The sequence below is a fragment of the Rhizobium sp. Root1204 genome (assembly GCF_001424965.1).
GTDB lineage: Bacteria > Pseudomonadota > Alphaproteobacteria > Rhizobiales > Rhizobiaceae > Pararhizobium.
The window spans coordinates 343,362-357,105 of sequence record NZ_LMCZ01000012.1 but is presented as its reverse complement, the minus strand read 5'-3'; the positions used below and the strand labels follow the sequence as shown (position 1 = coordinate 357,105).

At 60.2% G+C, this 13,744-nt stretch carries 11 protein-coding genes; 4 read left to right on the top strand and 7 right to left on the bottom strand.

Translation table 11 applies throughout. From position 1 onward, the window contains the following. A partial coding sequence (locus tag ASC96_RS14870; RefSeq protein WP_060503808.1) for an IS3 family transposase occupies positions 1-1,493 on the top strand: 1,493 nt, incomplete at its 5' end. Between the two features lie 275 nt (positions 1,494-1,768). Here ASC96_RS14870 and ASC96_RS14865 read toward each other — a convergent pair. The 4 genes from ASC96_RS14865 to thrC all read right to left on the bottom strand — a co-directional run bounded on the left by ASC96_RS14865 (position 1,769) and on the right by thrC (position 8,104). Next, positions 1,769-4,681: an EAL domain-containing protein gene (locus tag ASC96_RS14865; protein WP_060503807.1), complete on the bottom strand. Its 2,913-nt coding sequence runs from the start codon at positions 4,679-4,681 to the stop codon at positions 1,769-1,771. Next, positions 4,681-5,292, bottom strand: coding sequence for a GNAT family protein (locus ASC96_RS14860; protein WP_060503806.1), 612 nt, complete (start codon positions 5,290-5,292; stop codon positions 4,681-4,683). Before ASC96_RS14860 ends, ASC96_RS14865 begins: the two co-directional genes overlap by 1 nt. 87 nt (positions 5,293-5,379) lie before the next feature. Then, positions 5,380-6,681, bottom strand: a complete 1,302-nt coding sequence (locus ASC96_RS14855) for a pitrilysin family protein (RefSeq protein WP_112834551.1) — start codon at positions 6,679-6,681, stop codon at positions 5,380-5,382. A gap of 16 nt (positions 6,682-6,697) precedes the next feature. Next, positions 6,698-8,104: a threonine synthase gene (gene thrC / locus ASC96_RS14850; protein ID WP_200954862.1), complete on the bottom strand. Its 1,407-nt coding sequence runs from the start codon at positions 8,102-8,104 to the stop codon at positions 6,698-6,700. A gap of 333 nt (positions 8,105-8,437) precedes the next feature. Between thrC and ASC96_RS14845 the strand changes: the two genes are divergently transcribed. Further along, positions 8,438-8,995, top strand: a complete 558-nt coding sequence (locus tag ASC96_RS14845) for a hypothetical protein (RefSeq protein ID WP_060503805.1) — start codon at positions 8,438-8,440, stop codon at positions 8,993-8,995. A gap of 70 nt (positions 8,996-9,065) precedes the next feature. Here ASC96_RS14845 and ASC96_RS14840 read toward each other — a convergent pair whose 3' ends face one another. Beyond that, the gene (locus ASC96_RS14840; protein ID WP_060503840.1) at positions 9,066-9,761 is read right to left on the bottom strand and encodes an HAD family hydrolase; all 696 of its coding nucleotides are present in this window, start codon (positions 9,759-9,761) and stop codon (positions 9,066-9,068) included. Positions 9,762-9,895: 134 nt separating this feature from the next. Then, the gene (locus ASC96_RS14835; protein ID WP_060503804.1) at positions 9,896-10,819 is read right to left on the bottom strand and encodes a LysR family transcriptional regulator; all 924 of its coding nucleotides are present in this window, start codon (positions 10,817-10,819) and stop codon (positions 9,896-9,898) included. Between the two features lie 96 nt (positions 10,820-10,915). Here ASC96_RS14835 and ASC96_RS14830 point away from each other — a divergent pair, with 96 nt between their 5' ends. Both ASC96_RS14830 and ASC96_RS14825 read left to right on the top strand, forming a co-directional pair. Continuing rightward, entirely contained in the window at positions 10,916-11,791 is an 876-nt protein-coding gene (locus tag ASC96_RS14830) for an aldo/keto reductase family oxidoreductase (protein ID WP_060503803.1), read from the top strand. A gap of 140 nt (positions 11,792-11,931) precedes the next feature. Continuing rightward, positions 11,932-12,384 carry a DUF1284 domain-containing protein gene (locus ASC96_RS14825; RefSeq protein WP_060503802.1) on the top strand — a complete coding sequence of 151 codons (453 nt, stop codon included), beginning with the start codon at positions 11,932-11,934 and terminating at the stop codon, positions 12,382-12,384. A 73-nt stretch (positions 12,385-12,457) separates the two neighbouring features. Here the strand turns inward: ASC96_RS14825 and ASC96_RS14820 are convergent, their stop codons facing one another. Then, positions 12,458-13,672, bottom strand: a complete 1,215-nt coding sequence (locus ASC96_RS14820; RefSeq protein WP_060503839.1) for a multidrug effflux MFS transporter — start codon at positions 13,670-13,672, stop codon at positions 12,458-12,460. Positions 13,673-13,744: the final 72 nt, after the last annotated feature.

Genomic DNA, 13,744 nt, shown 5'->3' with positions numbered 1-13,744 from the left:
AGCTCGGCAAGCGGGTTAAGGCGACGATCCGCCAATTGGGTTATCCGACCAAGAATGCGCTGAGGAACTGGTACCGCGAATACGAGCAGCATCGAGATCTGCGCTTTCGTTCTGTGGCTCGCGCGCCGAAGTTTTCCCAAGCCCAGAAGCAGGCCGCGCTTGAGCACTACCGCACTCACGATCGCTGTATCTCTTCAACGATGAGAGCTTTGGGCTATCCAGGTCGTGGAACTTTGACGGCATGGGTCCGAGAAGCGTTTCCGGAGGCGAGGACTTCGATGGCCGGCCGGTCCTGGCGTCCCGCCTATCCCGAGGCCTTGAAGCAGGTCGCGGTCCTTGATCTTTGCAATGGGGAAGAGAGCGCCCAGGAAGTCGCCGACCGGCTGGGCGTATGCCGGCCAACATTGTACAGTTGGAGGAATGAGTTACTCGGACATGAGGTTGCCTCATCCATGAAACGCCGCAAAACCTCTGCGCCGGCACCCGAGCGCGAGGAACTTGAGCGACAGCTTGAGGCCCTCCAACGCGATGYCCGCCAATTGCAGCTCGAGCATGATCTGCTGAAGAAGGCCAATGAACTGCTAAAAAAAGGCCTGGGCGTCGATCTGCAACTCCTGAGTAATCGGGAGAAGACACAGCTGGTTGACGCCCTCAAAGATATCTATCGATTGCCAGAGCTGCTTGTGCAGTTGGGAATTGCGCGAAGTTCCTACTTCTACCACCGCGCCCGAGTGAGCCTGGACGACAAGTATGTCACCATCCGTCGCAACCTGGCGGAAATCTTCGAAAGCAACCATCGCTGCTACGGCTATCGTAGACTGCAGGCGTCTCTGGCCAGACAGAGTGTGACAATCTCGGAAAAGGTTGTGCAGCGATTGATGAAACAAGAGCGCCTGGTCGCCGCCAGACCACGGCGACGGCGTTTTGGCTCGTATCTGGGAGAAATCAGTCCTGCGCCTGAAAACCTGATCAACCGCGACTTCCATGCGAAAACACCGAACGAGAAGTGGCTGACGGACATCACCGAGTTCCAGATCCCAGCCGGCAAAGTGTATCTCTCGCCCATCATAGATTGCTTCGATGGCATGGTGATCAGTTGGTCGATTGGAACGCAGCCAGACGCCAGCTTGGTCAACACGATGCTCGACGCCGCCATCGAGACAGTTACCGACGCCGAAGGCAAGACGATCGTTCATTCGGATCGCGGCGCCCATTATCGCTGGCCCGGCTGGCTTACGCGGATCAGCGATGCGAAGCTGGTTCGTTCAATGTCCCGCAAAGGCTGTTCCCAAGATAACGCCGCGTGCGAAGGCTTCTTTGGACGACTGAAAACGGAACTCTTCTACCCTCGGGACTGGAAGAGCATCACAATCGAGCAGTTTGTCCGCGAGGTTGATGCGTACATCCGATGGTACAATGAAAAGCGCATCAAATTATCACTGGGCTCACGCAGTCCGGTCGAATATCGAGAAAGCCTTGGCCTAACCGTATAAATCAGTCCAAGTTTTTATCCGCATCCCCAGCGCATCAAATTATCACTGGGCTCACGCAGTCCGGTCGAATATCGAGAAAGCCTTGGCCTAACCGTATAAATCAGTCCAAGTTTTTATCCGCATCCCCGTACGTTACGGTAACATTGGGATGTAACATACCCGGCGGCCCCAGGTGCACCACCGTTAAATCTGCGCGGGCATTCGGTTATGCCCGTCCCGAGCTGGTTGCGGGTGCTATCGATTTAGCGACACGATCCGAAAACTTTACGAATAGGTTAGGCCCGTTTCATCAGCGGAAATCGTTCTTTCAACAGCCGCTGGATCGATTCCGATCCGATTGGCGGTCCGAACAGGAAGCTCTGGCCGAAATCGCAGCCCATCTGCGAGAGCTGGACGGCGTCTTCCTCGGATTCGATGCCTTCGGCGACGACCTGCATCTCCAGTTCACGCGCCATGGTGATGACCGAGCGCAGGAGGATAGAGCGCTTGTCGCTGGGGTCGCGGACCAGTGATTTGTCGATCTTGATCGTGTCGAACGGAAAGCGGGTAAGGTAGGCCAGCGACGAATGGCCGGTGCCGAAATCGTCGAGCGCCAGTCTGAGGCCCGCGTCCTTCAGTTTTTCCAGAACCAGACGCGCCTGTTCCGGGTTTTCCATCACGACGGATTCGGTCAGTTCCACCTTCACCTTATGCGGATCGCAATGGTTCTTGTTCAAGACCCCGCGGATATCATCATAGAGGTCGTTGTTGAGCAGCTGCGCACTCGACAGGTTGACGGAGACGAAGACCGGCAGTTCTCCGGTCTGGATCTGCCATTCCGTCAGGTCGCTCGTTGCCCGCTCAAAGGCAAACATGCCCAGCTCGTTGATCAGATCGCAGCTTTCGGCAATCGGGATGAATTCCGAGGGCGAGATGCTGCCGCGCTTGGGGTGCTCCCAGCGCATCAGTGCCTCGAAGCCGGCGATCTCGGCATCCACCAGGCGCACGATCGGCTGGTAGACGAGGCTCAGTTCCTTGCGTTCGATGGCGCGGCGCAGATCGGTTTCAAGCTGCAGGCGATCGGTGCCGGAAGCGCGGAAGGCGGGGCGGAAAGGTTCGACACGGTTGCCTCCGGCCTTCTTGGCGCGGAACATCGCCAACTCGGCATCATCGAGCAGGCCTGCGGCATTTTCCTGCTGATCGACCCAGGAAACGAGACCGATCGACGCCGTCAGGTTGATTTCGCGATTACCGAAATTGAGCGGCACCATGATCGCCTTGGAGATCGCGTCGGCGAAATCGGCAATCTTGGCCGTATCGCGTTCGGACATCAGGATCAGCCCGAATTCATCGCTGCCGAGACGTGCCAGCGTATCCTGCGGTTTCACCAGCCGCCGCAGGCGGCGGGTCAGCGCGATCAGAATGTTGTCGCCGGCCGCGATGCCCAGCATGTCGTTGACCTGCTTGTAGCGGTCGATGTCGATGGTGATGACGGTGGGACGTACCGCACTCGAACCGGGCGCCAGCGAGAGAAGCGATTGCAGCCGGTCGAGGAAAATCTGTCGGTTCGGTAATCCGGTCAGATTGTCGTTGAGTGCGTTGTGCAGCAGACGATCGACCGAGTTCTTCTGCTCGGTGATATCGACGATAGTGCCGACGCAGCGAATGATCTCGCCATTGGCGCCAAGCACCGGCCGGGCACGGATCGACAGCCAGTGGTAATGACCGTCCTCGGCGCGAACGCGGAACTCGTGGTTCAGCCGCCCTTTGCGGTGCTCCAGAAGGACGTCCAGCGTTGCCCGGAACCGGTCGCGGTCATCCGGGTGCAGGCGCGGCAGCCAGTTGCGGGCAGCCCCGTGCATGGTACCGGGCGACAGGCCAAGCTGGGCGGAAATGTCTGGAATGGTCACGACCCGGTCACGCGCCACGTCCCAATCCCAGACCGTATCGCCAGACCCCGTCAACGCCAGCGATTGACGTTCCAGATCGGAAAACAGACCCTGGCTATAGGCGCCACCGGCAAAGGCGTGCTGCATCACCGTAAAGCCGATCAGCAATACGATCAGGACAAGGCCGCCGCCGAGCGCCGGCTGGACAATGTCATTGGCGAGCTGGCCCGTCACCGTCAGCCACGCACCGAACAGCCAGACGAGGATCAGAAGCCATGCGGGCACCAAAAGGATGGCGCGGTCGTAGCGATTGAATCCGAGATAGGCGATCAGCACGATGCCGGCCGTGCCGGTCAGTGCGAAGGAAAGGCGGGCGATGCCAGACGCGATGGCCGGGTCATAGATCGCCACACCGAACAGAAGGCCAAGGCCAAGGATCCAGGCGAGCGTCGCATAGCTCAGATGCTGATGCCAGCGGTTGAGGTTGAGATAGGTGAACAGGAAGACCACAAGGCCGGCGGCAAGAAACACCTCGCTGCCCGCGCGCCATATGCGCTCGTCGCCCGCGGTGATCGAGATCAGTTTCGACAGGAAACCGAAGTCGACGCAGATATAGGCAAGCACCGCCCAGGCGAGTGCCGCCGTTGCCGGCAGCATCGAGGTTCCCTTGACGACGAACAGGATCGTCAGGAACACGGCCAGCAGGCCGGCAATGCCAAGTACGATGCCGCGATAGAGTGTGAAAGCGTTAACCGTGTCCTTGTAGGCGTCAGGCTGCCAGAGATAGATTTGCGGCAGGTCGGGACCGGCGAGTTCGGCAACGAAGGTGATGACCGAGCCGGGGTTGAGCGTGATGCGGAAGACATCGGCCTCGTCGCTCGGCTGGCGGTCCAGCGCAAAACCTTCCGAGGGCGTGATCGACAGGATTCGCTGCGATCCGAGGTCCGGCCAGAACAGCTTTGAATTCACCAGACGGAAATGCGGAGCGACGATGACGCGCTCCAGCTGTTCTTCCGAAACGTTTGCAAGCGCAAACACCGCCCAGTCGCCTTGATGATTATCGGCGCTCGAGCGGACCTCGATGCGCCGGACGATGCCGTCGGTGCCGGGCGCCGTCGAGACTTGGAAGGCTTCGCCGCGGCCGGTATAGATTTCCGTCGTCGCGGTGAGATCAAGTGCCGTGTCCTCGCGCGAAATCTTGACGGGCTCGGTGGCAAAGGCCGCGCCGCTACCGATCAGGCAGAACGTGATCATCATGGCGGTGAGAAGCGCCAAGAGCCTTCGTGCTGACGGGTGAAGTGGCAGGCGTGTCAAAAACATCAATCACTCGAATTCTTATGTTGCATGCTGTCCTGCGAGAGGAGGGAGAACATCAGGTGATCCCGCCATTGCCCGTTGATTTTCAGGTATTCCCGCAAATAGCCTTCGCGCTGAAACCCGGCCTTTTCAAGGAGCCGGATGCTTCTGTGGTTCTCGGGAATACAGGCTGCTTCAATACGGTGCAACTGAAGGCTCGAAAAGATATAGGGGATAGCCAGTTTAACGGCCTGTGCCATGTGCCCCTTGCCGGCAAATCTCTCGCCCATCCAGTAGCCGATCATGCAGCATTGGGCAGCACCCCGGCGGATATAGCCGATGGTCAGGCCGCCGATCAGCTGGTCTTCCTGGCGCGAAACGATGAACAACGGCACCGCCTGGCCGGAAGAGAATTCCTGTTCGTTGCGGATGACGCGGGTACGAAAGGCGCTCTCCGTCATCTCGTCGGCCCGCCATGTCGGCTCCCAGGGCTCGAGAAAGGCGCGGCTTTCGCTGCGCAGCTGATACCATTGGCGATAGTCGGCAGATTTCGGCAGGCGCAGCACATGTGTCGCATTGCCAATCTCGATCGGACCCGGCTGCCGTGACAGAAACCGAAAGACCGATCGTGTCATAGAAGCCTCCGCAACGGATGGGTTGATGCCATATGCGAGAGTGCCGGGCGCTCGACGAACGCCCGGAGGTCGCTCATCAGAAAAAAGCTAGCCGTTGGCAGCCCGAACCCGGACGGCCTTGTTGGAAAGTGCACCGAGGATGTCGTCCATCGGCGCCAGTTTTTCGACCGGGCCGATTGCCGACAGCGTCGGAACCGTATCGAAGAACAGGCGGCCGGCAAGATCCGTCAGGCGTTCGATGGTGATGCCGGACAGGCGCTCCATCAGCTCTTCATTCGGGATCGGGCGGCCGTAGAGCATCATCTGGCGGGCAATCTGGCCGGCGCGGGCCGCGGGGCTTTCCTGTCCCATCAGAAGCTGGGCGCGAATCTGGGCGCGGGCGCGATCGATTTCCTGCTGCTCGATCTTCATCGACGACTTGCGCAGCTCGTCGATGATGACGGGCATCAGTTCCGGCAGGTTTTCGCCACCGGTTGCCGCGTGCACGCCGAAGATGCCGGTATCGGAAAAGCCCCAATGGAAGGCATAGACCGAATAGCAAAGACCACGATGCTCGCGCACTTCCTGGAACAGGCGGGACGACATGCCGCCACCAAGGATGTTGGCCAGAATCTGCGAACAGTAGAAATCGCGGGCGTGATAAGCCTTGCCCTCGAAACCGAGCAGCACCTGCGCGTCCATCAGGTCACGGCTTTCGCGCACGTCGCCACCGGTGTAATGGGCGGTCTCGGAGACGGGGGGAGCCACCGGCTTTTGCGGCAGGCTGGAAAAGCGGTCTTCAACCTGTCGCACAAAGCTATCATGATCGAGCGCGCCGGCACCGACGACGAACATGCGGTCGGTGGTGTAATTGCGGTCGAGATAGGTGCGGATCTGTTCGGGCGTGAAAGACAAAACCGTGTCCGGCGTGCCGAGGATCGGACGGCCGATGGTCTGGTTGGCAAACGCGGTTTCAGCGAATTTGTCGAAGACGACATCGTCCGGCGTGTCGTTGGCGGCGCCGATTTCCTGCAGGATGACCTGCTTTTCGCGCTGCAGTTCGTCCTCGTCGAAGGAGGATTCCGTCAGGATATCGGCGAGGATATCGACCGCAAGCGGAACGTCGTCCTGAAGAATGCGGGCGTAGTAGGAGGTGGTTTCCGTTGAAGTCGCGGCGTTGACTTCGCCGCCGACATTTTCGATCTGTTCGGCAATATCGCGGGCGGATCGCCGTGCGGTGCCCTTGAACGCCATATGTTCCAGCAGATGGGCAATTCCGTGCTCGTCCGTGGTTTCATCGCGTGAACCGGATTTGATCCAGACCCCGAGTGCGACGCTTTCAAGATGCGGCATGTTCTCGGTGACGACCGTCAACCCGGATTGGAGCCGGGTGCACTCAACTTTCATCATACGTCTTTCTGCGTCCTTATTTCCGGATGCGGGCCCGCTCGTTGATAAAGGTTTCAACAGCTTTTAGCTCGGCGTCGAGAACGTCGAAACGCTCCTCCCTGACCATCAGATTAGCAAGCCACGTTGGAAGCGCCGGGTCAATACCACTGGCCGATTTTACTGCGGCGGGGAATTTTGCCGGGTGCGCGGTGGCCAGTGTCACCATCGGCACGCTCGATGTTTCATGCTTGTTGGCAACGAAAACGCCGATCGCCGTGTGCGGGTCGAGCAGATAGCCGGTCGCGTCCAGCGTCTTGGCGATGGTTTTCGCCACATCCTTTTCCGACGCCCGCCCGGCCCGGAACACCTTGCGGATCGATTTCAGCGCGTCTTCTTCGATCTCGAAGGAGCCGGATTGCTTCAGGTTGGCCATGGCACCCCGCACCTTGGAGGCGTCGCGGCCATAGGCTTCGAACAGCAGCCGTTCGAAATTGGACGAAATCTGAATGTCCATGGACGGCGAGGTGGTCGCCTTGACGTCGCGCATCTCGTAACGGCCGGTATCAAGCGTGCGAGCGAGAATGTCGTTCTCGTTGGTTGCAACCACCAGCTTGTCGATGGGCAGGCCCATCTGGCGGGCGACGTAACCGGCGAAGATATCGCCGAAATTGCCGGTCGGAACCGTGAACGAAACCATTCGGTCGGGGCCGCCGAGCGCCAGTGCCGTGGTGAAATAATAGACGATCTGAGCCATGATGCGGGCCCAGTTGATCGAGTTGACGCCGGACAAAGCCACGCCGTCGCGGAAGGCAACGTCGTTGAACATCTCTTTGACGAGGCTCTGGCAATCGTCGAAATTGCCGTTGATCGCCAGCGCATGGACGTTGCCTGCGGTCGAGGTGGTCATCTGGCGCTGCTGCACTGGCGAGACCTTGCCATGCGGGAAGAGGATGAAGATGTCGGTGCGGTCGCGCCCGGCAAAGGCATCGATCGCTGCGCCACCGGTATCGCCCGAGGTGGCGCCGACAATGGTGGCGCGCTCGTTGCGTTCGGTCAGCACGTAGTCCATCAGCCGCCCGAGCAGCTGCATCGCCACGTCCTTGAAAGCGAGCGTCGAGCCATGGAACAGCTCCATGATGAAGGCGTTCGGACCGGTCTGGACGAGGGGAGCGATCGCCGGATGGCGGAACGTCGCATAGGCCTCATCGATCATCGAACGGAACTTGTCGTCCGGAATTTCACCGTCGATAAAGGGCTTCAGGACCGTGAAGGCGATGTCCTGATAGGATTTGCCGCGCATGGCGCGGATTTCCTTTTTGGTGAAGCTCGGCCATTCGGCAGGAACATACAGGCCGCCGTCGCGGCCAAGGCCTGCCAGGAGCGCATCGCAAAAACCCAGCGAACGGGCTTCGCCCCGCGTCGAGATATACTTCACCGTGACCATCCTTCGTCGTCTGTTTGCTGCCGCAGACGTTGCGGCGGGAATTGAACGGCACCCTAATGGAACGGGGTGGGAACCACGGTCCTTTTTGCGTCAACCCTTGGCAAAGCTGACGGAAATATCGGTATTTTACCTGTAGCCGGCCAATTCAGTGCGTCCTGAAAAATTGGCGTTCCGGCGTCAGACTCCATTCGATTTTTCAATGCGTCGCTGCTATAGACCATCGCCAAGGGTCTTGAAAGGCTCAAGTTGCAGGGCTGAAAACCGAAAAATACCTTATTTTACGGTCAGTCACGCCTGCGGCATCAATTTGCGCAAGGCAGGGGGTCAAGTCAGGTGTTTGGTAAAGTTTCCATCCGTCTTCTCGGAATTTCACTTCTCGTGGTCATCGCAGGCTGCAACAAAACGGATACCGGCGGTGCCATCGACGCCGGTGGCAGCGCTGCGGCGCCGACGCCCGCCGTCATCCAGGGCTCTTGCCCGCAGGTCTACCTGCTTGATGGCACTGCCAACTACCGTACCTATGCCAAGGGCGCCAAGGATGATCCGACCAAGATCGTTTATCAGGCGTCGTTGGCCGATACGACCCGCCAGTGCGTCCAGAACGAGAGCCAGCTGGTGATGACCGTTGTCGTCCAGGGCCGCGTCGTTTCAGGCCCAGCCGGTGGCGCCGGTACGGTAAACCTGCCGATCCGGGTCGCTGCGACCGACGGCAAGAACACGCTCTATTCGGAACTGACGCAATACCCGGTCGAAGTCCCGGCCGGTACCGGCTCCGCCCAGTTCATCTTCACCAAGACCAACATCGCGCTGCCCGGCGGCGCCGGCGATTTCGCCAAGATCTATGTCGGCTTCGACGAAGGTCCGGCCGCGGGCAAGAAAAAGAAGAAGTAAGCAGTTTCTGCTTCGAAACAAAAAAAGCCGGCGCGAGAAAATCGCGCCGGCTTTTTTGTTCAGGTTTTGATCAAGCCGTCAGCGTTTCCGACCATTGCGACAGCGCCGCAATGACGCCCGGAAGCGCGCTCATGCGTGAAATCACGGTTTCGGCGCCGGCTTCAGTCAGCTTGTCGGCATGCGAGGGATAGCTGTGCGATGCACCGGTGAAGCCGACGACGCGCATGCCGGCGGCAATTGCGCCATGGATGCCGTGGACGGAATCCTCGATCACCAGAACGCGCGACGGATGGACGCCGAACTGTCTTGCGCCATGCAGGAAGATGTCCGGCTTCGGCTTGACCTTGTCTTCGCCGAGATCGCGGGCCGAATAGATGTGCTTGCCGAAATGATCCTTGATGCCGACCTTGGCCAGCATCGAGGCGAGCCGCGCCGATGTCGAGTTCGAGCAGATGCAATGTGGCAGCGTCAGCTGCGCCAGCATCGGCTTGACGCCGTCGATAATGTTGAGGTCTTCGGCCAGGCGCTTGTCGAGGATGGCTTCGACCTTGGTCAGCATCGAGGCCGAAAACGGGATATCGGCTTCCTTCTCGATGGCAAGCAGCGTGTTGTGCCAGGTCATGCCGGCAAAGCGCTCGGCCATTTCCTCGGTGCTGATCGGATAACCGGATTCCGTCAGAAGTTCTGCTTCGACTTCGCTGGCGATGATTTCGGAATCGACGAGAACGCCGTCGCAGTCGAAGATGATGAGATCAATGCTGGTCATGTCGGGAGTGTCCTTCGGGGAGATGCTGGCCGTGTACACGATGCCGCCTGAAAGCTCAACCGCGGCAAGCGGAAACCTGCCATGCACGCGAAGCGGACTGGTTGAATTACGCGCTTCAATGAAGGACCTGCTTTTTACAGGCAAGGGCCGGGTCTGGCGGCGGGTGCCTTGACGAAGTCGATGAAAGCCCGGAGCGGGGCGGGTACCAGCCGCCGTCCTGGATAGTAGAGGAACGGCCCTGGGAAGGACTGCCACCAGGGTTCAAGAACGGGCTCCAGTGCGCCGGTGTCCAGATGCGGCCGCAGCCAGTCCTCAAACAGCGAAATGATCCCTGTTCCAGCAATCGCGGCATCGACGGCGAGATCGATCGATCCGCCGACGCTGACGATCAGCGGCCCCACGGGATCAACCCGCACCACCTCGCCATCATGCTCGAACTCCCAAGGTGCCGTCGTCCTGCCGCTTGCAAAGCGGCCGAGCAGGCAGGCATGACCAAGCAGTTCACGCGGATGAAGGGGCCGGCCCCGGCGGTCGAGATAGGCGGGGGACGCCGCGGTGGCAAAGCGCTGGACACGCGGGCCGATCGGCACAGCGATCATGTCCTGCTCCAGCCGTTCGTCATAGCGGATGCCGGCGTCGCAGCCTGCCGCAAGCACATCGACAAAGCTGTCGTCGGTGACAATCTCCAGTCTTATATCCGGATAGGCAGCCAGGAACGGCGGTATGATCTCCGGCAGCACCAGCCGCGCCGCGCTGACTGGAACGTTGAGGCGAAGGGTGCCAGCTGGCCGGTCGCGAAAGCCGTTGACCACGTCAAGTGCTGCTTCCACTTCGGTCAATGCTGGCCCCAGCCGTTCCAGCAAGCCCTTGCCGGCTTCGGTCGGAACCACGCTTCGTGTCGTCCGGTTCAGCAGCCTGACGCCCAGTTGGGCTTCCAGGCGGCGCACCGCTTCGCTGAGAAAGGAGGCGCTGCTGCCACTGGTTCGCGCACCCTCGCGAAAACCACCGGCACGCGCCACCGCGACAAACGCATTCAGATCGCCCAGATCAGTCTTCATTGTTCGCCATTCCGCACATGCTGTGCAGATTATGGCCCGTTTTCATGCATGCCGACAACGCCTATCTTGGTATCGGCTCTTGAAAGGAATGAGATCATGTCAATTATCGATCAGTCGGGTACATTCACTCTTGGTAACCGCGGCGTCAAACGGCTCGGCTACGGTGCCATGCAGCTCGCAGGCCCGGGTGTTTTCGGTCCGCCGAAGGATCACGATGCGGCGCTCGCCGTGCTGCGCGCGGCTGTCGAAAGCGGGGTCGATCATATCGATACCAGCGATTTCTATGGCCCGCATGTCACCAACAAGCTCATCCGCGAAGCGCTGCATCCGTATCGCGACGATCTGGTCATCGTCACCAAGGTCGGCGCCCGGCGCGGCGAGGACAAGTCGTGGATCCCGGCTTTCTCGCGTGAGGAACTAACAAAGGCAGTACACGACAATCTTCGCAATCTGGGCCTGGATGTCATCGAGATCGTCAATCTTCGCCTGATGTTCAGCGTTTATGGTCCGGCGGAAGGGTCGTTGGAAGCTCCATTGACAGTGCTGGCGGATCTCCAACGGCAGGGCTTGATCCGTCACATCGGGCTCAGCAACGTAACCGCCGCGCAGATCGCTGAAGGGCGTGGCATCGCCGAGATCGTTTGTGTCCAGAACCAGTATAATCTGGCCCACCGGGACGATGATGCCCTGATCGATGATCTTGCCCGCGATGGTATCGCCTACGTCCCGTTCTTCCCGCTCGGCGGTTTCAGCCCGCTGCAGTCATCGACGCTGTCGGACGTTGCAACCCGCCTGAACGCCACCCCGATGCAGGTGGCACTGGCCTGGCTGTTGCGCCGCGCGCCGAACATCCTGCTCATCCCCGGGACTTCGTCCCTCGGCCATCTTCGTGAAAACCTTGCCGCAGCGGAACTGGTGCTGCCGGATGAGACTGTCAGCGAATTGGACAAGGTTGCCGGCATCGCCGCCTGACGACATTTGGCCATCGGGAGCATCCGCTGCTTCTCTGTTCACAGGGGCGCAGCGGAGCGCGGGACAGGAAGGCTGCTGGCCATCGGTTGCCGCTCGCCGCATTGCCGGGTAAAATCTGATTTTGATCCAGCAAGGCCCCCATGACCGTTCGCCTGCGCCCACATCATCTCCTCTGCATGCTGACCTTCGTCGGCAAGGGCTATACGGCTGCTTTCACCGAAAATTACATCCGCATCGCCGCCCGCCTTTCAGCGGGCGAGGATATTCTCGTGGTCGAAGGGCCGGACGATGTCTGTGCGCCGATGCTGGGCGAGCCGGGCATGCACTGTCTTGACAGAAGTGTGACCGATCGTGACCGGAAGGCGAGCGATGCGGTCGAGGCCTTGCTCAAGCACCCTGCCGCGCCGGGCGCCTCGCTCTGTCCCAGTGCAGATTTCCTGCAGCGGATGCGTGATGCTTTCAGCACGGGTTCCATCCGGGAGGGCTGCGCCCGCTGCGAATGGTCGCCGCTCTGCACCGGTATTGCCAGTGCAGGCTTCGACGGTGTGCTGGTGGTGGCGCCGGATAGCCAGCCACCACATGGCTCTGTGTGAGGCGAACGGTAATGAACTCTTGCATGAGCAACGGAAACGCGACGTGAGCGCCGCGGGTGTTTGTGGGCTGCGTCTATCGGATGGCCTCGATGGGTGAGGCATCAGCTCGCGCCGCAAGCTCGGCCAGCGCCAGCGCACCGACGCCCGCCACGAGGAAGCCGGCCGAGAGCGAAAGCGCCGTGCCATCATAAAACGCGCCCAGAGTGACGGCAAACAAGGTAGCGATGAGGCTTGATCCGGAGGCGATCAGGGACGCACCAAGGCCCGCAACCTGTCCAAGCGAACGCATGGCCATGGCGTTGAGATTGCCGAACAGCACGCCGATCGCAAAGAACGCCGAGAAGGCGAGCCCCATCAGGACGGGCAGGGGCAGCCGTCCGCCCCACAATCCGGATGCGGCCAGCATCGCCAGGCCCGCCGCTGCCAGTCCGGCAAATCCGCAGCGTGCCATGTTGTCAGAACCAAAACGTTGTACGAGCTTGGCATTGAAGAATGAGGCCAGTCCGATCCCCGTAGCCAGAGCCGCAAAATAAAACGGAAACGTGTCTGCAATGCCATAGGCATCAAAAAACAGGTCGGCAGCAGTGCTGAGATAGACGAGCTGTGCTCCGAACACGAGGCCGGTCGCGACGATCAGCAGCGTCACGCGCCGGTTCGACAGGATACGCCATCCGTTCAACACGAGAAACCTCAGCCGAAAGGGAATGCGCCTTTCGGGAAGCAAGGTTTCCGGTTGCCGCATCACCAGCCAGAGGCCGAGCAGGCCTGCCACGCCGAGATAAACCGCAAAGACGCTGCGCCAGCCGCCCACCGTGATGATACCCTGTGCCAAGGCCGGCGCCAGCATCGGTACGAGAATGAACAGCGTGAACATCAGCGACATGACACGGGCCATGGCATCGCCCTCGAACTGGTCGCGGATCATTGCCCGGGTTGCGATCTTCGGGCCGGAGACGCCGATCCCCTGAATGATCCGGCCAAGCACGACCATTTCGAGCGATCCGGCCAGCATGGCGATCACCGTTCCAAGCGCATAGACGCAAAGGCCGAGAACCAGCGCTTTCTTCCGTCCCATCGCGTCGGACAGTGGCCCCAGCAGCAGCTCGCCAAATGCCATGCCGAGGATGAAAAGCGATATGACGTGCTGGGTGGAGAGCGGCGGTGCAGCGCCGACATCCGCCCCGATCTGACGCAACCCCGGCAATAGAGCATCGATGCTGATGGAGGTCAGTGAGGTCAGGCAGGCATAGAGGACGATGCGCTCGCGGAAACTGGCTGGGGATGTCATGGGCCGCATTCAGGGGAAATATCGGGTCCGACCTATAGCAGCCTTCCAGCAAAATCCCATGCCTGCGATGGC